Genomic DNA, 21,546 nt, shown 5'->3' with positions numbered 1-21,546 from the left:
CGTTCCATAGCGGCTCCGGCATATATATTTGTCTGCTGTTTCCTTGCAGGCCCCGCTTTTGGCCTTCTCGCGATGTATCTGATCTATGTGCCTTTCGGCGCCGGTTCAGTTTCGCTCGAAGCTGCCATCGCCGCCTATGCCATGGCTTTGATCTTCGGAGGAATTCAAGGATACCGCGCGGGGTTGAGACTGACGGAGCAGTTGGACGAAAACGGGTACGTTTCGCTCCGCCATGTTGTGAAAACCACGGCCCGAATTGCGTTCACGCCCTCGGCTCTCTTCGCAATCCTCGCTTTCGTTCAGGCTTGGGCCGCTCACGACTTGAGAGGATTGTTTCTGTGGCCGGCCCAAGCCTTTGCCGCTTCCGTCGCCGTTCATGCTTTTGCCGCTCTGTGTGTCAGCGCGTTGATTTTTCCCTTGATGCGACAGCCTAAACATCGTCTTCCAGCCCAATGACACGACCTGGTCTTCTCTCCGGCGAACGCCGCGATGACGACAGCGAAACCTCGCTGCGTCCGCTGTCGCTATCCGATTTCACCGGCCAGGCGGCCGCGCGCGCCAATCTCCAGGTCTTCATCAACGCCGCCAAGAGTCGTGGCGACGCGCTCGACCATGTCCTCTTCGTCGGCCCGCCCGGCTTGGGAAAGACCACGCTGGCGCAGATCGTGTCGCGCGAACTCGGCGTCAATTTCCGCTCGACCTCCGGCCCGGTCATCGCCAAGGCCGGGGACCTTGCCGCCCAACTCACCAATCTCGAAGAGCGCGACGTGCTCTTCATCGACGAGATCCACCGCCTCAACCCGGCGGTCGAGGAAATCCTCTATCCCGCAATGGAGGACTATCAGCTCGACCTGATCATCGGCGAAGGCCCGGCCGCGCGCTCGGTCAAGATCGACCTACCCAAGTTCACGCTCGTCGGCGCCACCACCCGCGCTGGCCTGCTGACCACGCCGCTGCGGGACCGCTTCGGCATCCCGATCCGGCTGCAATTCTACACGGTCGAGGAATTGCAGGGCATTGTCGCGCGCGGCGCCCGCGTGCTCGGCGTGCCGATGTCCGATGATGGCGCCAACGAGATCGCCAAGCGCTCCCGCGGCACACCGCGCATCGCCGGGCGCCTGCTCCGGCGCGTGCGCGACTTCGCCATCGTCGACGGCGACCCGATCGTCACCCGCAAGGTCGCCGACAAGGCGCTCTCCCTGCTCGATGTCGACGCCATCGGCCTCGACCAGATGGACCGGCGCTATCTCACCACGGTCGCGATCAATTTCGGCGGCGGCCCGGTCGGGATCGAGACCATCGCCGCCTCGCTCTCCGAGCCGCGCGACGCGATCGAGGAAATCATCGAGCCCTTCCTGCTCCAGCAGGGTTTCATCCAGCGCACCCCGCGCGGCCGCCTGCTGACGCCGCACGCCTTCCGCCATCTCGGCATGCCCGAGCCGACGCGCGAGACGGCCCAGTTCGGCCTGTTCGGGAACGACGAGGACGAGGCATGAAGCAGATCTTTCGGAATTTCGCGCTGGCGCTCGCCTTGACCGGCGTCCTCGCAGTCCTTGCGGTTTCGGCACGCGCCGGTGACGATGTTCCGCGCGGTCCGGTCGAAGAGGCCTACGCCATCACGATCAAGACGCTCGCCGCCAAGGGCAAGGCCCCGCCGCCGCCCTGGCGCCCGCCGCATCGCGACAAGCTGATGAGCCAGAGTCTGGCCGCCCTCTTCGCCCGCGACGATCTCTACCAGGACGAGAGCGGCGACATGGGCCAGATCGGCGCCGATCCCTTCCTCAACGGCCAGGATGGCGAGATCAAGAAGCTGAGCCTCGACACGATCCCCGTAGCCGCCGGCAAGGCGACCGTGATCGCCAGCTTCCGCAGCTTCGGCAAGCCGGTCGCCGTCCAGTTCCGGATGATCCGGGAGAACGGCGGCTGGCGCATCGACGACATCGTCAACAGCTTCGAGGGCAAGGACTATTCGGTCCGCGAGGTGCTCTCCCAGCCTTATGACTGCGGCTCTTTCATGGGCAAGCCCTGCAAGCGCTGAGTCTGCCGATCTGACGGGGAACCACACCGTCATCCCGGGCTTGACCCGGGATCCATCATAAGGCGCCGAGCCCCCCGATGGATTCCGGATCGGCGCCGCTTCGCGGCTTGTCCGGAATGACGCGTGCTTCCCGGAAGCGAGGCAGACGTCCGCTACGACTGTCGCGCGATCTTCGAACGCATCATCGCCGGGCGAGCACCGGCGTCGTTCAACGCGCCGGATTTCGCCGCCTTCGGATTCTCGACCGGGCGCATGCCCTTGCTTGCCGTGCGGCTGGCAGGCCGCTCGGCTGCAAGCTGCCGCTGCTTGAGGGCAAGCGCCTTGCGCGCGAGACTGCGCTGGCTCGGCTTCTTCGCCTTCTCCTCCCGGCGCGTGCGCTCGGCGCCGACGCGCTTCAGCGCCGCGGTCAGCGCGTCCGCTTTCGCCTTGGTGCCGGTGTTGTCGGTGGCAGCTTTGGCACCTTTGGGCTCAGCCTTGCCACGCATCTCGCGCTTCTGGCGACGCGCCCCGTCGCGCGCCTTGTCGCGGCGCTCGCGCAGCTTGCCGGCGAGATCGCGCAACGCGTCGTCCGGCAACGTCCCGATCGCGCTGCGCTGGGTGCGGGCGACGAGATCGAGCTCGGTCTTGTCGAGCAGCCGCGCCGTCGTCTTGCTGGATTGTGCCATCGCTTGTCCTCCCTCATTGCGGTCACGCAAGCGGCAACGCCGCACGGCGAAGCCGGTTCCGGCCTTTCCGAAGGCGCGCCTCATGGTCTATGGCAGCGCGAACCGTCCGACAGCGCCCCGGAGCGACATGAGCAGCGTCCACCGCCTCGACGTCCGCGTCTACTATGAAGACACCGATTTTTCCGGCGTCGTCTATCACGCCTCCTATTTGCGCTTCATGGAGCGCGGCCGTACGGAACTGATCCGCGCCCTCGGCGTCGAGCAGCGCGAGCTCTTCGACGGCGAGACGGCGCTCGGCTTCGCGGTGCGCAAGATGACCATCGATTTCCTGCGGCCGGCGGTGATGGACGACCTGCTCACCATCGAGACCCGCTGTGTCGAAGCGCGCGGCGCCACGATGGACCTGGAGCAGCGCGTGCTGCGCGGCGCGGACGTCCTGATCGCCGCTCAGGTGATGGTCGCCTGCGTCGGCGGCGGACGCGCCCGGCGCATCCCCGACGGATTGCGCAAGCGGCTGATGCTCGACGACTGAGAAGATCCGGCCACCCGAAGCCCTCATCCTGAGGAGCCGCGCCAGCGGCGTCTCGAAGGATGGTCCAGGAGGCTCCGGAACCAACTGGAGCATCCTTCGAGACGCAAGCTTTGCTTGCTCCTCAGGATGAGGGCTTGTTGTTACGCCTAACAGTCGACGCAGCCCCCGCTCGCATGTTAGCGCTCCTTACATGAGCTGGAAGCGCGACCGCCCCGAGACACCCCGCGGCTATCACCATGGCAACCTCAAGGAGGAGCTGGTGAAGGCCGCGCTCGGGCTGATCGGCGAGAAGGGGCCGAACGGCTTCACCTTCGCCGAGGCCGCGCGCATGGCCGGCGTCAGCCCGGCCGCGCCTTACCGCCATTTCCGCGATCGTGACGAGCTCCTGGCCGATGTCGCGGCGCGCGGCTTCGAGGCTTTTGAGGCGGCACTGTCGCGCGCCTGGGACCAGGGCCGGCCCGATCCCGAAACCGCGTTCCACCGGCTGGGGCGCGCCTATCTCGCCTTCGCCCATGACGAGCCCGCCTACTACTCGGCGATGTTCGAGGCCGGCGTGCCGCTCGATGCCAGCCCCGAATTGCGTGCCGCGGCCGACCGCGCCTTCGCCGGCCTGCGCCAGGCCTCGGAAGCCCTGATCGCACAGCTCCCGGCCGGTAAGCGCCCGCCGGCCCTGATGATGGCCCTGCATGTCTGGGCGATGTCGCATGGCGTCGCCGCCCTGTTCGGCCGCGCCGATGGCGGGCGCCGTCCCCTGCCGATGTCCGCCGCCGAGCTGCTGGAAGCCGGCATGCTGATCTACCTCCAGGGCCTCGGCATCGGCGGCAACGGCGCCTCGAAGCCCGACTGATTCTTTTCGGCAAGCCCTCTTCTTGACAAGCGGCAGGGTCAGGCGCATCTATGTAAATGTGATTTACATTCACGCTGGCTCAGTGAGGGAGCAATGCCGATCGTCGAGAAACTGGACGAATATGGAAAGGGTGCCTGGATCGCCTTCGCGGTTCTCGGCTTCATTCTGTTCTGGCCGCTGGGTCTGGCGACCCTGGCCTTTCTATTCTGGAGTGGACGCATGGGTTGTGGATATGCCGGAGACCGGTACGAGCATCGGATGAGCCGTCTGCAAGGCAAGATGGACCGCCTGCGCGAGCGCATGGCCGGCCGCGAAGGCGGCTTTGGCGGCTGGGGCCGCGGCGGCCCCTCCAGCGGCAACCGCGCCTTCGATGAGTATCGCACGGAGACGCTGCGCCGGCTCGAGGACGAGCAGCGCGAGTTCCACGACTTCCTGGGCCGCCTGCGCATGGCCCGCGACAAGGCCGAGTTCGATCAGTTCATGAACGAGCGCCGCAACAACCCGCCGGCCCAGCCCGACGCGGCCTGACGCGTCAGACTCTAGCAAGCCTCCGATCACGCCCGTCCCGGTTCGCCGGGGCGGGCTTTCCGTTTCGGCTGCAGTTACAGCCGGTCGGCTCCGCGCCCTCGCCCGAACAAGTCCGCCTGCCCGGACACCGGGCAGGCGCGATGCGAGCGACGCCCTATCGCAGGGTGATGTAGAAGGCCTCTTCGAAGGTGAGGTCGACCATGTCGCCGCGCTTGAACCGCCGCAGCCGCTCCTTCACGGCCGGGTCGGCCACGGTGAGCGTGCGTGGACCCAGCGGCCCGACATAGTTGACCGTGCCGTTGGCCGCATCGAAGCGCTCGAAGCGCGCAGTCAGCGTCAGCGACCGCGTGACGAACCGCTCCGGCAGGTTCTGGAAGGCCGGCGTGCTCGCCGTCTCGGTATAGGTGATCCCCGGCCGGGAGCCGCGCCGGCTCGGCCGGACCTCGACGACAACGCCCTCGGCGCGGCTGATATCGACCATGTCGCCTTCGCGGACATTGTCGAGATTGCCGAAGACCGGTGGCACGTTGACCAGCCACTGCAAGCCGCGCTGCTCGACCACGACGGCGCGGTTGGGCCGATCGACCGAGACCACCCGGACATTGAGGCGCTCGATATCGACGGGCCCCAGGCCGGCGACGATCACGGTTTGGGTGGTTACCACCGGCGAGGTGGCGCAACCGGCAACAGCCGCTGCGAGCGAAAGAGCGACAATCAGACCAATATGCTTCGACATGGGAAACCTCTCCACTCAGAAAGCAACTTCGGTTCAATGTTGGTGTCTTGCCGCGGATGGATAGCCGCGAGGGATTCGTAGGCCTTTCCGAACAGGGTTTCAGCCAAATTCTTGCAGGCCTTCCGCCCTGCCGCTGGGGGCTCCGGAGTTTCCACCGGGCCTGCACCTCCACGACATCGCCACATCGCGCCGGGCGTATACCCGACATTAACCTTGCCGGAGGCTTAACTCGTTTCGGAGCATGCGTTCCGTGGGAAACCCCGTTTCGGCCCATCTTTCGCCGGATTCACGCGCGATTGGAGGGATACGGCATTTCCCCGGATCGCGGAACGGGCGGCGGCGTGGGTCTCCCGCGACGCAAGCGGCGGGGTTTGGGCCGAGGCTGGCGCCTTGAGACGTCCAGCATCGGCCGCACCGCCTGGGTGAGAAGGATGACAGGATGAACCCCGCCGACGTCGCGCAGGCCGCGCCGCAGATCGACATGTCGTTCTGGACGCTGTTCTGGCACGCCCACATCGTCGTCAAGCTGGTCATGATGGGCCTGCTGAGCGCTTCGGTCTGGTGCTGGTCGATCATCATCGACAAGACCCTGCTCTATCGCCGCACGCGCAAGGACATGGACGCCTTCGAGGAGGTGTTCTGGTCCGGCCGTTCGCTCGAGGAGCTCTATCGCGACCTCGCCAGCAAGCCGGTCAACGACATGGCCGCCGTCTTCGTCGCTGCTATGCGCGAATGGAAGCGCTCCTTCGAGAATGGCGGCCGCTCGGTCGCCAGCCTCTCGCAGCGCATCGACAAGGTGCTCGACGTCACCATCCAGCGCGAGACCGAGCGCCTCGATTCGAAGCTGCTCGTGCTCTCGACCATCGCCTCGGCCGCCCCCTTCATCGGGCTGTTCGGCACGGTCTGGGGCATCATGACCTCGTTCACCGCGATCGCGGTCTCCAAGAATTCCTCGCTCGCGGTCGTCGCGCCCGGCATCGCCGAAGCGCTCTTCGCCACCGCGATCGGCCTCTTCGCCGCCATTCCCGCGCTGATGGCCTACAACAAGCTCCAGGCCGAGGTCGCCAAGGCGCAAGGGCGCCTCGAAGCCTTCGCCGACGAGTTCTCCGCGATCCTGTCGCGGCAGATCGACGAGCGCATGGCGGCGTGAGGGCCTGACCGATGGGTATGTCAGCCGCTTCAGGCGCAAAGGGCGGTTCCGGCCGCCGAGGCCGGCGCGGACGCCGCCACGGCGCCATCGCCGAGATCAACATGACGCCGTTCATCGACGTCATGCTGGTCTTGCTCATCATCTTCATGGTCGCCGCGCCGCTGATCGCGACCGGCGTCCCGCTCGACCTGCCGCAGACCGGCGCCAAGCCGATCAATGTCGACCAGAAGCCCCTGACCATCGCCATTGACAGCAAAGGTCAGATCTTCCTGCAGGATGAACCGACGCTCGAGCCCGACCTCGTCACCAAGCTCCAGAGCCTGGCGAAGCAGGGTTTTGACGAGCGCGTCTATGTTCGCGGCGACAAGCAGGTCGATTACGGCCGCGTCGCCTCGGTGATGTCGACCATCACTGCCGCCGGCTTCAAGCGGGTCGCGCTCGTCACCGAGCCGGCGAGCCGCTGAAAGTAGGGATGTTCAGGGCGTGAAGCTTTCGACCTCCGAACCTGGCATGCTGGTGTCGGCGCTCGGCCACGTGACGTTCCTTGTCGCGGGGCTGCTGGCGTTCTCGTCGCCCGCGCCTCTGCCGGAGAACGAGGAGGCGATCGCCGTCGAGCTCGTCGACCCCAGCGCTCTCAACCAGGTGACGCGCGGCGAGCGCAGCGCCGAGAAGGTCCAGGCCCAGCCGACCCCGCGCGCCGAGCGCCAGTCCGAAAAGGTCGAACGCAAGGAAGCCGGCGAGGCCAAGGCCGACACTCCGGCCCCGCCCTCGCGCCCGGTCGAGCTGAAGACGGCCGAGAACAACGCCACGACGCCCCCGCCGCCGGCCCGCCCGGTCGAGCAGCCCAAGCCCGAGGCCAAGCCGCCCGAACCCGCCAAGCAGCCGCCGCAGAAGAGCGAGGCCGCCGCCGCCCGCGAGGCCGAGCAGAAGCGCGAGGAATTGGCCAAGCTCGCCGAGGAGGCCGAGCTCGCCTCCAAGGCGAAGAAGGCCGAGGAGGACGCAAAGGCCGCCGCCAAGGCCAAGGCGGAAGCCGAGGCCCAGGCCGCCAAGCGCGCCGCCGAGGCGAAGGCCAAGGCCGAGGCGCTCGCCAAGGCGGAAGCTGAGAAGGCCGCGAAGGAAAAGGCGGAGGCTGCCGCCAAGGCGAAGGCCGAGGCCGATCAGAAGGCCAAGCTCGCCGCGGAGGCCAAGGCCAAGCAGGAAGCCGAGGCCAAGGCGAAGAAGGAGGCGGAGCTCGCCAAGAACTTCAATCTGACAGATATCGACAAGCTGTTGCGCTCGAAGGAACCGGCAAAGTCGTCGGGGTCCTCAGCGCCCCAGGTCAATCGCACAGCGTCTCTGGGCACGGAACGAGGCGCTGGCCAGAAGCTCAATCCCTCGATGCGGGCGCAACTCGTCGGCATCATCAGGGATCAGTTGATCAGTTGCTGGAACAAGCCGATCGCGCTCGCCAACACTGACAATCCGCCCGTTCCGCATGTGCGGATAAAACTGAACACTGACGGCTCGCTGGCCGCCCAGCCCGGCGTGATTAATTCGTCCTCGGATCCGCTCTTCCGGGTCGCCGCCGATTCGGCGCTGACCGCCACCCGCCGCTGCGCGCCGTTGCGTATCCCGGCTCAGTTCGCCTCCTATTACGACGACTGGCGTGATGTCGTCGTCAATTTCGACGCCAGGGACGTCATGTGACCCCGATGATCGACAGAAGCCCCCTCCCCTTCCTCGCGGCCGCGCCGACGCGCCGTCGCCTCCTCGCCACCGCTGGCGCGGCGCTCATGGTGCCTGCCGCGGCCAGAGCCGAGCTGGTCATCGACCTGCGTGGCGGCGCCTTCCAGCCGATGCCGATCGCCATCGCCGATTTCGGCGGCGAGGGCGGCGTGCTCGTTTCCGGCGTCATCACCAACAACCTGAAGCGCTGCGGCTATTTCACGCCCGTCGACAAGGGCCGCTTCCCCGAAGCGAACCCACCCTTCGATGCCGCGCCGCGCTTCGATGCCTGGAAGGCGGCGGGCGTGCAGGCCCTCGTTACCGGCCGCGTCGCGCGCGAGGCCGGCCGCATCCGCGCCGAGTTCCGGCTCTGGGACGTCGCCACCGGCACGCAGACCGACGGCCAGCAGTACTTCACCGACCCGAGCAATGCCCGCCGCGTCGGCCACATCATCTCGGATGCGATCTTCTCGAAGGTCACCGGACTCGGCGGCTTCTTCGACACCCGCGTCGTCTTCGTCGACGAATCCGGCCCGAAGGAGACGCGCCGCAAGCGCCTCGCCATCATGGATCAGGACGGCGCCAATGTGCGCTACCTCACCAATGGCGACACCTCCGTGGTGACGCCGCGCTACTCGCCGGTCTCGCAGGACGTCACCTTCATGACCCAGCGCCAGGGCGAGCAGCCGCGCGTGCAGGTTTTGAACATCGAGACCGGCCAGCGCCAGATCGTCGGCAACTTCCCCGACATGAGCTCGAGCCCGCGCTTCGCCCCGAACGGCCAGCGCGTCGTGCTCTCCCTCCAGCAGGGCGGCAACGCCAATCTCTACGCCATCGATATCGGCTCGCGCTCGACGACGCGCCTGACCTCGACGGCAGCGATCGACACCTCGCCCTCCTATGCGCCCGACGGCTCGCGCATCGTCTTCGAGAGCGATCGCGGCGGCCAGCAGCAGCTTTATGTGATGCCGGCCGCCGGCGGCGAGGGCCAGCGCATCTCCTTCGGCCAGGGCCGCTACTCGCAGCCCTCCTGGTCGCCGCGCGGCGACCTCATCGCCTTCACCCGCCAGGGCGGCGGTGGTTTCGCCATCGGCGTGATGCGGCCGGACGGTTCGGGCGAGCGCATCCTGACCGAAGGCTTCCATAACGAGGCCCCGAACTGGGCGCCGAACGGCCAGTACATCATGTTCTTCCGCGATCCGGGCGGACAATCCGGCGGCAAGCTCTACATGGTCGACATCACCGGCCGCGTCGAAGTGCCGGTGCCGACCCCGGCCTTCGCTTCCGACCCGACCTGGTCGCCCCTGCTCAGCGGCCAGCGCTGAGGCGAAACCCGTGCCGGTCTGACGGGAAGCTGCCCGGTCCCGCCGGGCGGCTTCGGAAGCAGGCCGTCATGACGTACCGAAAATGCAACTGCCCGTTGAAAAGCGGCAGACACGCGGCCTGTTACCTTGCGTCAGAGCCCCATCGATTTGTACCGTTCGAATCAAGAGTTTGATCGGGCGTGCAGGGGCAATCGATGGCAACGTCTTCAGGTGAGAGCCGCTCTCCACGCAGGCTGCGACAGCTGGGACGCCTTTTGGGGGCCGGCTCGGCCCTTGCAGCGATATTCCTCGCGGCCCCGGCGAGCGCCCAGAATATCGACACCACGCCCTTTTGGAACGGCACGTCGTTCATCTCGAGCTTCGGGCGCCCCAATACCGCGACCTACGGCCAGACGATCACGGCCGACAGCAGCAGCCGGCGCCTGACCAGCTTCACCTTCAATGTGTCGCGCCAAAGCGGTGCCGACATTCCCTTCCAAGCCTATGTCTATGCCTGGGATAGCGTGAACCGGCGCGCCACGGGATCCGCCTTGTTCGAATCGCCGGTGATGACGATCTCGGGAACCGGCTATGCGGCCTACAAGGTTTCGACGGGTCTGCTGTCGCTGACGCCGGGCCAGCAATACGTCCTGCTGTTCACGACGACGAACATTCCCGGAGCGAACGGAAACGCCCGCTACGGCGCACTGACCAACAATACACAATATGCGGGCGGGCAGTTCGTCTTCATCAACAATGGTTCGCTCGGGCTCGGCAGCCTCACGTCATCGATGTGGAGCTTCATCCCGGAAGACCTGGCGTTCGCCGCGACCTTCGGCCTGCCCTATTTCTCGCTGGCCGGGCTGACCATCAATCAGGCCTCGACCGCGACCGCGCTGAACAATCAGATCGACAGGACCGGCGACCTGCCGCCCGAATTCCTCAACCTGTTCCTGCAGAGCCAGGAGCAGCTGGCCGGCAGCCTCACCCAGCTCTCGGGCGACGGCTACGCCAACATAGCCAGCACGACCTTCGCCGACGCCTCGCTCGTGCGGAACTCGGTGCTGGGCTATCTGCGTTCCGGCCAGAATTTCGGCTTCGACGGGCCGGTCGGCTCCGTGCCGACGCAAACCGTCTATGCCATGCAATCCTCCGATCTGCCGGGCGGCAAGGCCCGCCCGGTCGCGATGCAGGTGCCGACGCAGTTCCGCGGCGCCAGCCGCTACTCCCTCTGGGGTGAGGCGCTCGGAGCCCGCGGCCGGACCGACGGCAACGCGAATACGGCGAAGACCGACCGCTCCACGGGCGGCTTCATCATCGGCGGCGATGTCGGCTTCGACTGGCTCGGCGGAGAAACGCGCCTCGGTGTCGCCGGCGGCTATACGCGCACGAATTTCGACATGGACTCGCGCCTTTCCTCCGGAAACGTCAACGGCGTCTTCGGCTCGCTCTACGGCGCCACCTCGTTCGGCAATATCAATCTCCGCCTTGGTGCCGCCTACACCAATAACGACATCGAGATGAGCCGTGCCGTTCTTGTTCCCGGCCTGAACAGCGCCTTCAAGACCAAGCTCGACGGCTACACCGCCCAGGCCTTCGGCGAAGCGGGTTACCGGCTGAACTACGGTGCGTTCCAGGTCGAGCCGTTCGCCGGGGTGGCGGTCGTCCGGCTCCACACCGACTCGTTCAACGAGATCGGTGGCCCGGCGGCGCTTTTCGGCGCGAGCCAGGATCAGACCATACCCACCTCGACGATCGGCGCCCATTTCGCGACCAAGCTGGGAACCTCGCTTCCGCTGACCGCCCGGGCGACGCTCGGCTGGCAGCACGCTTTTGGCGACGTCGACGGCAAGGCCCTTCTGGGCTTTCGCTCGATCGGGAGCGCCTTCGCCGTGCAAGGCGTTCCCATCGCGCGGGACAGCCTGATCGCCGAAGCGCGGCTCGATTGGCAGATCAGCAAGCAATTGGTCGCGAGCATCGCCTATACCGGCGCCATCGCGAAGGACAATCAGGACCACGCCCTGAAAGCCCGGATGGACGTCCGGTTCTGAGCTGCGGGCGACCGTGCCCCGCACGGTCGCCGGTTTCCTTCCGGTTCAATCACGATAGACCGGTTCCTCGGCGTCGAGCTGGCGGCGGATCGAGGCCAGGTGCAGGCGCGCCGATTCCGGATCGCCCTCGCGCATCTGGCGATAGGCCGCTTCGGCGATCTCGGGCCTCACCGGCTTGACCTCGCGCCCGGTCGAGAGCGCCAATGCCTGCACTTCGCAGGCGCGCTCCAGATAATAGAGGTCGTCCCAGGCCTCGGCGATGTTTGGCCCGAGCACCATCACGCCGTGATGCTTCATGAAGACGATATCGGCATCGCCAATCGCGGCGGCGATGCGGTCACCCTCGCGCTCGTCCAGCGCCAGCCCGTTATAGTCTCGGTCGACGGCGGTGCGGCCGTAGAACTTCAGTGCCGTCTGCCCGGCGAAGATCAGCGGATCCCCCTCGGTCATCGAAAGCGCCGTCGCGTATGGCATATGCGTATGGAACGCGACCTTGGCGCGCGGAACGTTCTTGTGGATCCGCGCGTGGATGTAGAAGGCGGTCGCCTCCGGCTGGCCCTCGCCCGAGACGACATTGCCGTGGAAGTCGCAGATCAGAAGCTTCGAGGCGGTCAGCTCCCGGAAGGCCCAGCCATAGGGATTGACGATGAACAGGTCGTCATGGCCCGGCACCAGCGCCGAGAAGTGATTGCAGATCCCCTCCTCGAAGCCATAGCGCGCCGCCATGCGGAAGGCCGCGGCAAGGTCGCGGCGCGCCTCCCAGACGAGATCGGAATCGAGATCGGGCTGGTTGGGACCACGAAGGGGCGCCACGCTCGCAGCGCCGGACTTGAGGGAATGAGCCATCGCGATCTCCGATCGAAGGGAAGGCGGGAACGAAGCAAGTACCGAGCCGATGTTCAGGCAACGATAGAGCCGTTCCGGCGAAACAGGCGCTGCAATTGTCCGGGTGATCTGCAAGCTTCTTTCACGGGTGAGTGCCGATGTGGCCGCCGCACCACAGCCCCTCCCGGAATCGCCTTTTGCCATAATTGGTTAACCATAAGCCGCAATGCCGCCACTTCGCCCTGATTTGGCAAGGTCTCGTTTAGGTTGACGGTTCATTGATGAGGCCTCGCGAAGCCTTCCTCGAAGTGCACCGCCACACAATTCGATTGCCCCGGAGTCCAGCCATGTTGTCCACTCTCATTCCCAGCGGCCGTGCCGTCCGCTTCGCTGCCGCCCTCGCCGCCACCCTCGCGCTCGGCGCTTGCGCCAAGGACCAGAACGCCGATGCCAACGGTTCGGGCTTCGGCGCCGGCGGCGCAGCAACGCCGGGCAGCGCGCAGGACTTCGTCGTCAATGTCGGCGACCGCGTCTTCTTCGAGACCGACTCGACCGACCTGACCTCGACCGCGACCGCCACCCTCGACAAGCAGGCCGGCTGGCTGCAGCGCTATCCGCGCTACACCTTCACCGTCGAAGGCCATGCCGACGAGCGCGGCACCCGCGAGTACAACTATTCGCTCGGCGCCCGCCGCGCCCAGACCGTGCGCGACTATCTCGCCTCGCGTGGCATCCCGGCCAACCGCATGCGCACCATCTCCTACGGCAAGGAGCGCCCGGTCGCGGTCTGCAACGACATCTCCTGCTGGTCGCAGAACCGCCGCTCCGTCACGGTGCTGGATGGCGCCGGCGGCGCCCCGGGCGTCTGATCCCGACGCAGAGACAAATGAAAAGGCCCCGGATGGAAACATCCGGGGCCTTTTCATTCTTGAACAGGGCGTCATTCTCGGGCGAAGCGAAGACCCGAGAATCTCCGGCAGGATGAAGCGCCTCTTCCTCACGAGATGCTCGGGTCAAGCCCGAGCATGACGCTTGTCTCTCTCACCCCACCGCCGTCGGAATCAAGCTCCGCGCCACGCCCTCGATCCGCTCGGCCGCCGCGACCAGCGCTTCCGCCGCCCGGTCCTCGACCTCGCTGAGGCGCTCGTCGGCGGCGCCGGCATTGCCCTGCGTTGCCGCGAGATCGGTTTCCAGCTTTGCCAGCCGCAGCTTCAGTTCATGGACCTCATCGGCCACCATCAGCGCCGCCATGACATGCAGGCGCATGTCGCCGATCTCGCCGAAGGCCTGCCGCATCTCGCCGATCTTCTCGTCATAGAACCGGGCAAGCCCTTCGAGATGAGCTTCCTCGCCCTCCCCGCAGGCCATGCGATAGGCCTTCCCGGAGATCATGACGTTGACTTGCGGCATTCGGTCTCCAGTTCCGTTTTAGCTTTGGCTAGAGCATCGACCCGAAAAGTGGAATGCGGTTTTCGGACAAAGCCGATGCGAAATCAAAGAGCTGGACTATCGGGCTCCGCCGGCTGCTGCGCCTCCACCCGCGCGATCACCGCACCGACGACATTCATCGCCCGCTCCAGCCGCTGATCGACATCGGCAGCCGCCGTCTCGACTTGGCCCAGACGCGACATCGCGCCGTCGAGCTCGGCCGCCAGCCGCGCCCGGTCGTCCTGCATCAGGGCGAGTTCGGTTTCGAGATTGCCACGTCCACGCTCAGCCTCGACCCGCCGCCGCGCCGCCGCCTCCAGCTGCCCCAGCGCCGTATCGAGGCGCGCCAGCGCATTGTCCAGCATCAGGCTCGCCACCGTCGCTCTCCTTTCAGATCGAAGCCGGCTCACACGATTCGTGCCTCAATTTACAGCAAAGCGCCGGAAAACAGGAATCGATCTCGCAGCCCGGAAGCGCGTCTCCACAACGTCTTGGCCGGCACGGCTGAGACGGCATCTGCGGAAAACCGAGCGAAAGCAGTGCCTGCGACCCCAAAAGCAGGGTTTCGCGAATTGACTCGCAGGGAGGGCCGGGCCTAATCCACCCCGTCCTTTCCCAGCCTGCCGAAAGCGGCTGCAAGACCGCCTTCCCCCTTTCGCCGGCCCGCTGTCGCGCAGGCCGGTCCGGCCCTCCCGCCCGTCCGACGGAGCCCTGTGAGATCATCATGACCACCATCGATCGCGCCCAGCACGACAAGCTCGCCAATGCCATCCGCGGCCTGGCGATGGACGGCGTCGAGAAGGCCAAGTCCGGCCATCCCGGCCTGCCGATGGGCGCCGCCGACGTCGCGACGGTGCTGTTCACCCGTGTGATGAAGTATGACGCCGCCGATCCGCGCTGGCCGGACCGCGACCGCTTCGTGCTCTCCGCTGGCCACGGCTCGATGCTGCTCTACGCCCTGCTCTACCTCACCGGCACGCCGGGCATGGAGCTCGCCGACCTCGAGAAGTTCCGCCAGCTCGGCTCCCGGACTCCGGGCCATCCCGAGAACTTCGAGACCGCCGGCGTCGAGACCACCACCGGCCCGCTCGGCCAGGGCCTCGCCACCGCCGTCGGCATGGCGATGGCCGAGCGCATGCTCGCCGCCGAGTTCGGCAAAAAGGTCGTCGACCACCACACCTATGTGCTCGCCTCCGACGGCGACCTGATGGAGGGCATCAGCCAGGAGGCGATCGCGCTGGCCGGCCATCAGAAACTCAACAAGCTGATCGTGCTCTGGGACGATAACGGCATCTCGATCGACGGTCCGCTGACCATCACCGACAATGTCGACCAGGTCGCGCGCTTCAAGGCCTGCGGCTGGCGCTCGGAGCGCGTCGACGGCCATGATCCCGAGGCGATCGAGGCCGCGATCCGCCGCGCCCAAAAGTCGAACAAGCCGACCATGATCGCCTGCAAGACCGTGATCGGCTTCGGCGCGCCGAAGAAGGCCGGCACCTCCAAGGCCCATGGCGAGCCGCTCGGCGCCGAGGAACTCGCCGCCGCCAAGAAGGCGCTCGGCATCACCGGCGGCGCCTTCGAGGTCGCGGCCGACGTGCTCAAGGCGTGGCGCGGCTTCGGCACTGCAGGCAACACCGCCCACAAAGACTGGAATGAGCGCTTCGCCACCCTCTCCGAGCGCAAGCGCGGCGAGTTCGACCGTCGCCTCGCCCACACGGTTCCTGCGAAACTCGACAAGGTCATCCTCGCCCACAAGAAGGCGCTGATCGCAGCGCCGCAGGCTGTGGCCACCCGCAAGGCCTCGGAGCTGGCGCTCGAAGCCATCACCCCGATCATGCCGGAGCTGGTGATGGGCTCGGCCGACCTGACCCCGTCGAACAACACCCGCACCAAGGCCGCCGAGGACTTCACCCCGAAGACCCCGAAGGGCCGCTATGTCCGCTACGGCATCCGCGAGCACGGCATGGCCGCCGCGATGAACGGCATCACGCTGCATGGCGGCTTCCGCACCGGCGGCGGCACCTTCCTGGTCTTCGCCGACTATGCCCGCCCCTCGATGCGTCTCGCCGCCCTGATGGGCCTGCCGGTCGTCTATGTCATGACCCATGACTCGATCGGCCTCGGCGAGGACGGCCCGACCCACCAGCCGATCGAACAGATCGCTTCGCTGCGCGCTATGCCGAACATGCGCGTCTTCCGCCCGGCCGACACGATCGAGACCGCGGAAGCCTGGCAGGCGGCGCTGGAACGCACCGACGGCCCGACGGTGCTGGCGCTCTCGCGCCAGAACCTGCCGCAGCTGCGCACCGACGCTTCGGCCAAGAACCGCTCGACCACCGGCGCCTATGAGTTGCTGGCGGCCGAGGGCGGCAAGGCCCAGGTCTCGCTCTTCGCATCGGGCTCCGAGGTCGAACTCGCCGTCACCGCTCGCAAGCTGCTGGCCGATAAGGGCATCCGCGCCCGCGTCGTCTCGGTGCCCTCGCTCGAGCTTCTGCTGCAGCAGGACGAGGCCACTCAGGCCGCGATCATCGGCTCGGCTCCGGTCAAGATCGCTGTCGAGGCCGGCGTGCGCTTCGGCTGGGATGCCGTGATCGGCCATGACGGCACCTTCATCGGCATGAACTCCTTCGGCGCCAGCGCCCCCTACAAGGAGGTCTACAAGCATTTCGGCATCACGGCGGAGGCGATCGCCGACGCCGCGATGAAGCAGCACAACGGCTGACAACCCGTCATTGCGAGCGGAGCGAAGCAATCCAGGGGCGGCAGCGCTCTAGATCCCCCCTGGATTGCTTCGTCGCTTCGCTCCTCGCAATGACGGTTTTTATCTTGCGTTCGGCCATGCTTTGGCCGAATTGCCCGCGTGGATAGCGACGGCTTACGCCGGACGCTCGGCGAAGGAGAGGAAGACATGACGGTCAAGGTGGCGATCAACGGCTTCGGCCGCATCGGGCGCAACGTTCTGCGCGCGATCATCGAGTCGAAGCGCAAGGACATCGAGGTCGTGGCGATCAACGATCTCGGCCCGGTCGAGACCAATGCCCATCTCTTCCGCTTCGACTCCGTCCATGGCCGCTTCCCCGGCACGGTGACCGTCTCCGGCGACACGATCGATGTCGGCCGCGGCCCGATCAAGGTCACCGCGATCCGCGACCCCAAGGACCTGCCGCACAAGGCGCTCGGCGTCGACATCGCCTTCGAGTGCACCGGCATCTTCACCACCCGCGACAAGGCCGCCGCCCATCTCGCGGCCGGCGCCAAGCGCGTGCTGGTCTCGGCTCCCTGCGACGGCGCCGACTTCACGGTCGTCTATGGTGTCAACCATCACGAGCTGACCAAGGATCACGTCGTCGTCTCGAACGCCTCCTGCACCACGAACTGCCTCGCGCCGGTCGTGCGCGTGCTCCATGACGCCGTCGGCATCGACAAGGGCTTCATGACCACGATCCATGCCTATACCGGCGACCAGCCGACGCTGGATACGATGCACAAGGATCTCTACCGCGGTCGCGCCGCGGCGATGTCGATGATCCCGACCTCGACCGGCGCCGCCAAGGCGATCGGCCTCGTCATCCCGGACCTGAAGGGCCGTCTCGACGGCACCTCGATCCGCGTCCCCACCCCGAACGTCTCGGTCGTCGACTTCAAGTTCATCTCGAAGCGCAAGACCACGGTCGAGAAGGTCAACGAGGCCATCATCAAGGCGTCGAAGCGCGGCCCGCTCAAGGGCATCCTCGCCGTCACCGACCAGCCGAACGTCTCGATCGACTTCAACCACGATCAGGCATCCTCGACCTTCGCCCTCGACCAGACCAAGGTCATGGACGACAAGTTCGTGCGCGTGCTGTCCTGGTACGACAACGAGTGGGGCTTCTCGAACCGCATGAGCGACACCGCCGTCGCCATGGGCGCCCTGCTCTGATCCATCACCTTTCTGCCCTTCTCTGAGGGCATGACACCTGAATGCGAGGCCGCGCTGCCAAGGCGCGGCTTCGCCCGATACGTCCCAGCTACGGAGCGCCTATGGCCAAGATCGAGCCGACTGTCGTGACCCCGGCGAATACCGAGCCGCCCGTCATGGCGCCCCCCGCATCCGGCCCGACCCTCGTGGCGACGACGCCCGCCGAGACCGCAGCGCCCGTCACCGAGCCGCGCAAGCTCGACCAGCTCTCCCGCATCGAGGAGAAGGCGGCGCGCATCGAGGAGAAATTCGCCCGCTACGAGGCCGTGCTGACCCGCGCGGAAGCCTCGCTGGAGCGCAGCGCCCATAAGGTCGATGCCGCCGCCGGAACCATGGATTTCGCTTCGATCCGCGGCGAGATCACCGCCCTGCGTAACCGCGTCGATGCGACCCCGCGCGCCGGCACGCTGTTCATGACCGCGATCGTCACGGCCGTGCTGACCGTGATCCTCACCATCCTCGTGCTGAAATTCGGCGTGCCCGGCCTGTTCGGAGGCCTGCTGCCGCGATGAGCTTTCGGGACGTCGCCCTCCTTGCCGTGCCGCGCAGCCTGCGCTGGCGGCCGGTCGAGGGTGTCGGACTGGAGCATTTCACGCTGCGCAGCGCGCCTGACGGCCTCCACGCCGAAGCTGTGGTCATCGGCGAGCGCGGCGGTGGCGAGCCCTACGGCGTGTCCTACGCCATCGACTGCGGCCAGGACTTTACCGTGACCGCCGTCACTATCGCCGCGACCGACGGCCGGCGCGTCTTCCTGGAAAGGCGCGATGGCGTCTGGCGCGACGTCTTCGGTGAGCACCTCGCCGGTTTCGACGACTGCATCGACATCGACCTGCAGGGCTCGCCCTTCACCAACACCCTGCCGATCCGGCGGGAGCCTTGGGAGATCGGCCAGAGCCGCGAGTTCGCGATGCTCTACATCCCCTTCGACGATTTCGTGCCGCGCCTCGACCGGCAGGTCTATACTTGCCTCGCGCCACGCCTGTTCCGCTACCAGGCAGCCGATGGCAGCTTCGAAGCCGAATTGCCTGTCGACGAGGACGGCCTCGTCGTCGATTATCCCAGCCTGTTCGAACGCATCCGATAAGAGAGCCCGATGACCGCCTTCCGCACCCTCGATGACGCCGATCTCTCGGCTAAGCGCGTGCTTGTCCGTGTCGACCTCAACGTTCCCATGGAGGATGGCAAGGTCAGCGACACCACCCGCATCGACCGCATCCTGCCGACGATCCGCGAGATCGCCGACAAGGGCGGCAAGGTCGTCCTGCTCGCCCATTTCGGCCGCCCGAAGGGCCGCGACGACAAGAACAGCCTGCGGCAGGTCGTGCCCGCGCTGACGCAGGCGCTCGGCCGCCCCGTCACCTTCGTCGACGACTGCATCGGCGACGATGTCGCCAAAGCCCTGACGGCTGCGAAGAACGGCGACGTGCTGCTGCTGGAGAACACCCGCTTCCACGCCGGCGACGAGAAGAACGATCCCGAGTTCGTCAGGGCGCTCGCCGCCAATGGCGATCTCTATGTCAACGACGCTTTCTCGGCCGCCCACCGGGCGCATGCCTCGACCGAAGGCCTCGCCCATGTCCTGCCGGCCTATGCCGGGCGCACCATGCAGGCGGAACTCGAAGCCCTGTCCGCCGGCCTCGACAATCCCGCCCGCCCGGTCATGGCGATCGTCGGCGGCGCCAAGGTCTCGACTAAGCTCGACCTGCTCGGCAATCTCGTCAGGAAGGTCGACGTGCTCGCCATCGGCGGCGGCATGGCCAATACCTTCCTCGCCGCGCGCGGCGTCGATGTCGGCAAGTCGCTCTGCGAGCATGACCTCGTCGGCACCGCCCGCGAGATCGAGGAGAAGGCCAAGGCGGCCGGCTGCGAGATCCTGCTGCCGATCGACGCGCTGGTCGCCCGCGAATTCAAGGCCCATCCCAGCTACCGCGTCGTGCCGGTCGGCGAGGTCGAAGCCGACGAGATGATCCTCGACGCCGGCCCGCTCTCGATCGCTGAAGTCGTGCTGCATCTTGAGAAGGTCAGGACGCTGGTCTGGAACGGTCCCTTCGGCGCCTTCGAGCTGCCGCCCTTCGATACCGCGACGGTCGCCGTCGCCAAGGCTGCGGCCAAGCGCGTCAAGGCCGGTGGGCTCGTCGCGGTCGCCGGCGGTGGCGACACCGTCGCGGCCATGAACCATGCCGGCGTCGCGGACGACCTGTCCTATGTCTCGACGGCAGGCGGCGCCTTCCTCGAATGGATGGAAGGCAAGGCCCTGCCCGGCGTCGAGGCGCTGCGGAAGCGCTGATCCAACCGACATGAGCTGCCCTTGCGGCAGTTCATGTTTATGCTATGTTCTCTTGATGAGCGAGAATGTGCAGAGCGCAATGTTCGAGATCCTGAAGAAGATTCAGGCGGACCTGTCTTCGTTCAGGGCAGAGGTGAATACGCGCTTCGAGCATCTGGAGCAGCGCTTCGACACTATGGGCGACCTCGTCCGCAAGCAGCGCCGTGACACCGCCGGCCTGCTCGTCATGGCGAAATCGGTCACCGGCAATTTCGCCGAGGAACTCGCCGCGATCGAGGAGCGCGTCGCCGCTCTCGAAGCGCGCGGACGCTGATCTTAAGCGCGAATTCCGCTTTCGCTTTACCTTCGTCGCTTTTCGCCGCTAAACCCGGCTCCAGTCTGTTTTTCCAAAGGGGAGTGCCATCGTGGCCCGTATCACGCTTCGCCAGTTGCTCGATCATGCCGCCGAGAACGACTACGGCGTGCCCGCCTTCAACATCAACAACATGGAGCAGGCGTTGGCGATCATGGCGGCGGCCGACGCGACCGACGCGCCCGTCATCATCCAGGCCTCGCGCGGCGCCCGGTCCTACGCCAACGACATCATGCTCAAGCACATGATGGACGCGGTCACCGAGATCTACCCGCATATCCCGGTCTGCGTGCATCTCGACCACGGCAACGAGCCGGCGACCTGCATGACCGCGATCCAGGCCGGCTTCACCTCCGTGATGATGGACGGCTCGCTCAAGGCCGACGGCAAGACCCCCGGCGACTGGGACTACAATGTCGGCGTGACCAAGACCGTCACCGACATGGCCCATCTCGGCGGCATCTCGGTCGAGGGCGAACTCGGCGTGCTCGGCTCGCTCGAGTCCGGCGAGGGCGAGAAGGAGGACGGCCACGGCTTCGAGGGCAAGCTCTCCCACGACCAGCTCCTGACCAACCCGGATGAGGCGGTGAAGTTCGTCGCCGAGACCAAGGTCGATGCGCTCGCCATCGCCATGGGCACCTCGCACGGCGCCTACAAGTTCACCCGCAAGCCCGACGGCGCGATCCTGGCGATGCATGTCATCGAGGCGATCCACAAGCTGCTGCCGAACACCCATCTCGTCATGCACGGCTCGTCCAGCGTTCCGCAGGACCTTCAGGATGTCATCAACCAGTATGGCGGTAAGATGCCCCAGACCTGGGGCGTGCCGGTCGAGGAGATCCAGCGCGGCATCAAGCACGGCGTGCGCAAGATCAACATCGACACCGACAACCGCATGGCGATGACCGGCCAGATCCGCAAGATCCTGTCCGAGAACCCCGGCGAGTTCGATCCGCGCAAGTACCTGAAGCCCGCCATGGAGGCGATGACCAAGCTCTGCAAGCAGCGCCTTGAGGAGTTCAACACCGCCGGCCAGGCCTCGAAGATCAAGCGCGTCATCACGCTGGCCGAGATGGCCAAGCGCTACGCCAAGGGCGAGCTCGACCCGACCTTCGGCGGCAAGAAGGCGGCCTGATCGTCA

The 21,546-nt window shown here is 66.5% G+C and carries 24 protein-coding genes; 19 read left to right on the top strand and 5 right to left on the bottom strand.

All coding sequences use genetic code 11. The features are described 5' to 3' along the window. Positions 1-72: 72 nt before the first annotated feature. The 3 genes from Q0Q02_RS00540 to Q0Q02_RS00530 are packed head-to-tail and all read left to right on the top strand — an operon-like array spanning position 73 to position 2,038. Positions 73-456: a hypothetical protein gene (locus Q0Q02_RS00540; RefSeq protein WP_293806098.1), complete on the top strand. Its 384-nt coding sequence runs from the start codon at positions 73-75 to the stop codon at positions 454-456. Then, complete coding sequence (ruvB, locus tag Q0Q02_RS00535; RefSeq protein ID WP_293806097.1) at positions 453-1,496, top strand: Holliday junction branch migration DNA helicase RuvB; 1,044 nt, start codon at positions 453-455, stop codon at positions 1,494-1,496. The genes Q0Q02_RS00540 and ruvB overlap by 4 nt, the downstream gene beginning before the upstream one ends. Beyond that, positions 1,493-2,038, top strand: a complete 546-nt coding sequence (locus tag Q0Q02_RS00530) for a DUF3828 domain-containing protein (RefSeq protein ID WP_293806096.1) — start codon at positions 1,493-1,495, stop codon at positions 2,036-2,038. Before ruvB ends, Q0Q02_RS00530 begins: the two co-directional genes overlap by 4 nt. Positions 2,039-2,190: 152 nt before the next feature. On the opposite strand, the gene Q0Q02_RS00525 is transcribed toward Q0Q02_RS00530, so the two are convergent. Beyond that, positions 2,191-2,703: a hypothetical protein gene (locus Q0Q02_RS00525; RefSeq protein WP_293806095.1), complete on the bottom strand. Its 513-nt coding sequence runs from the start codon at positions 2,701-2,703 to the stop codon at positions 2,191-2,193. Between the two features lie 127 nt (positions 2,704-2,830). Between Q0Q02_RS00525 and ybgC the strand changes: the two genes are divergently transcribed. The 3 genes from ybgC (at position 2,831) to Q0Q02_RS00510 (ending at position 4,610) form a co-directional block, all read left to right on the top strand. Further along, entirely contained in the window at positions 2,831-3,235 is a 405-nt protein-coding gene (gene ybgC / locus Q0Q02_RS00520) for a tol-pal system-associated acyl-CoA thioesterase (RefSeq protein WP_293806094.1), read from the top strand. 190 nt (positions 3,236-3,425) lie between these two features. Further along, the gene (locus Q0Q02_RS00515; RefSeq protein ID WP_293806093.1) at positions 3,426-4,082 is read left to right on the top strand and encodes a TetR/AcrR family transcriptional regulator; all 657 of its coding nucleotides are present in this window, start codon (positions 3,426-3,428) and stop codon (positions 4,080-4,082) included. Positions 4,083-4,175: 93 nt separating this feature from the next. Next, positions 4,176-4,610, top strand: coding sequence for a DUF2852 domain-containing protein (locus tag Q0Q02_RS00510; protein ID WP_293806092.1), 435 nt, complete (start codon positions 4,176-4,178; stop codon positions 4,608-4,610). A gap of 154 nt (positions 4,611-4,764) precedes the next feature. On the opposite strand, the gene Q0Q02_RS00505 is transcribed toward Q0Q02_RS00510, so the two are convergent. After that, positions 4,765-5,346: a hypothetical protein gene (locus Q0Q02_RS00505; protein ID WP_293806091.1), complete on the bottom strand. Its 582-nt coding sequence runs from the start codon at positions 5,344-5,346 to the stop codon at positions 4,765-4,767. A 439-nt stretch (positions 5,347-5,785) separates the two neighbouring features. Between Q0Q02_RS00505 and tolQ the strand changes: the two genes are divergently transcribed. The 5 genes from tolQ to Q0Q02_RS00480 all read left to right on the top strand — a co-directional run bounded on the left by tolQ (position 5,786) and on the right by Q0Q02_RS00480 (position 11,555). Continuing rightward, a complete protein-coding gene (gene tolQ / locus Q0Q02_RS00500; protein WP_293806090.1) occupies positions 5,786-6,496 on the top strand; it encodes a protein TolQ in 711 nt (236 codons plus the stop codon). An 11-nt stretch (positions 6,497-6,507) separates the two neighbouring features. Then, positions 6,508-6,960, top strand: coding sequence for a protein TolR (gene tolR / locus Q0Q02_RS00495; protein WP_293806089.1), 453 nt, complete (start codon positions 6,508-6,510; stop codon positions 6,958-6,960). Positions 6,961-6,979: 19 nt separating this feature from the next. Beyond that, positions 6,980-8,182, top strand: a complete 1,203-nt coding sequence (tolA, locus tag Q0Q02_RS00490; protein ID WP_293806088.1) for a cell envelope integrity protein TolA — start codon at positions 6,980-6,982, stop codon at positions 8,180-8,182. 86 nt (positions 8,183-8,268) lie between these two features. Further along, on the top strand, positions 8,269-9,525 hold the full coding sequence (gene tolB, locus Q0Q02_RS00485; protein ID WP_293806263.1) for a Tol-Pal system beta propeller repeat protein TolB: 1,257 nt from the start codon (positions 8,269-8,271) through the stop codon (positions 9,523-9,525). Between the two features lie 254 nt (positions 9,526-9,779). Then, positions 9,780-11,555: an autotransporter outer membrane beta-barrel domain-containing protein gene (locus tag Q0Q02_RS00480; RefSeq protein WP_293806087.1), complete on the top strand. Its 1,776-nt coding sequence runs from the start codon at positions 9,780-9,782 to the stop codon at positions 11,553-11,555. Positions 11,556-11,600: 45 nt separating this feature from the next. On the opposite strand, the gene Q0Q02_RS00475 is transcribed toward Q0Q02_RS00480, so the two are convergent. Further along, a complete protein-coding gene (locus tag Q0Q02_RS00475) occupies positions 11,601-12,401 on the bottom strand; it encodes an aldolase (RefSeq protein WP_293806086.1) in 801 nt (266 codons plus the stop codon). 326 nt (positions 12,402-12,727) lie between these two features. On the opposite strand from Q0Q02_RS00475, the gene pal reads away from it, so the two are divergent. Further along, the gene (gene pal / locus Q0Q02_RS00470) at positions 12,728-13,249 is read left to right on the top strand and encodes a peptidoglycan-associated lipoprotein Pal (RefSeq protein ID WP_293806085.1); all 522 of its coding nucleotides are present in this window, start codon (positions 12,728-12,730) and stop codon (positions 13,247-13,249) included. Positions 13,250-13,421: 172 nt separating this feature from the next. On the opposite strand, the gene Q0Q02_RS00465 is transcribed toward pal, so the two are convergent. Then, positions 13,422-13,790 (bottom strand): cell division protein ZapA, encoded by a 369-nt coding sequence (locus tag Q0Q02_RS00465; RefSeq protein ID WP_293806084.1) that lies wholly within the window; start codon positions 13,788-13,790, stop codon positions 13,422-13,424. A gap of 83 nt (positions 13,791-13,873) precedes the next feature. Continuing rightward, a complete protein-coding gene (locus Q0Q02_RS00460) occupies positions 13,874-14,185 on the bottom strand; it encodes a DUF4164 family protein (RefSeq protein ID WP_367275003.1) in 312 nt (103 codons plus the stop codon). Between the two features lie 347 nt (positions 14,186-14,532). Here Q0Q02_RS00460 and tkt point away from each other — a divergent pair, with 347 nt between their 5' ends. The 7 genes from tkt to fba all read left to right on the top strand — a co-directional run bounded on the left by tkt (position 14,533) and on the right by fba (position 21,540). Further along, positions 14,533-16,530, top strand: coding sequence for a transketolase (gene tkt / locus Q0Q02_RS00455; protein WP_293806083.1), 1,998 nt, complete (start codon positions 14,533-14,535; stop codon positions 16,528-16,530). Positions 16,531-16,716: 186 nt separating this feature from the next. Beyond that, on the top strand, positions 16,717-17,727 hold the full coding sequence (gene gap / locus Q0Q02_RS00450) for a type I glyceraldehyde-3-phosphate dehydrogenase (RefSeq protein WP_293806082.1): 1,011 nt from the start codon (positions 16,717-16,719) through the stop codon (positions 17,725-17,727). A gap of 101 nt (positions 17,728-17,828) precedes the next feature. Next, complete coding sequence (locus Q0Q02_RS00445) at positions 17,829-18,278, top strand: hypothetical protein (protein WP_293806081.1); 450 nt, start codon at positions 17,829-17,831, stop codon at positions 18,276-18,278. After that, complete coding sequence (locus Q0Q02_RS00440; RefSeq protein ID WP_293806080.1) at positions 18,275-18,850, top strand: putative glycolipid-binding domain-containing protein; 576 nt, start codon at positions 18,275-18,277, stop codon at positions 18,848-18,850. Before Q0Q02_RS00445 ends, Q0Q02_RS00440 begins: the two co-directional genes overlap by 4 nt. A gap of 9 nt (positions 18,851-18,859) precedes the next feature. Next, the gene (pgk, locus tag Q0Q02_RS00435) at positions 18,860-20,053 is read left to right on the top strand and encodes a phosphoglycerate kinase (RefSeq protein ID WP_293806079.1); all 1,194 of its coding nucleotides are present in this window, start codon (positions 18,860-18,862) and stop codon (positions 20,051-20,053) included. Positions 20,054-20,108: 55 nt separating this feature from the next. After that, positions 20,109-20,366, top strand: a complete 258-nt coding sequence (locus Q0Q02_RS00430; RefSeq protein WP_293806078.1) for a hypothetical protein — start codon at positions 20,109-20,111, stop codon at positions 20,364-20,366. Between the two features lie 91 nt (positions 20,367-20,457). Continuing rightward, complete coding sequence (gene fba / locus Q0Q02_RS00425) at positions 20,458-21,540, top strand: class II fructose-bisphosphate aldolase (protein ID WP_293801089.1); 1,083 nt, start codon at positions 20,458-20,460, stop codon at positions 21,538-21,540. The last annotated feature ends 6 nt before the right edge of the window (positions 21,541-21,546 follow it).

It is taken from the genome of uncultured Allobosea sp. (assembly GCF_945956895.1).
Lineage (GTDB): Bacteria > Pseudomonadota > Alphaproteobacteria > Rhizobiales > Beijerinckiaceae > Allobosea.
This window is presented reverse-complemented; position numbering and strand designations above follow the sequence as displayed.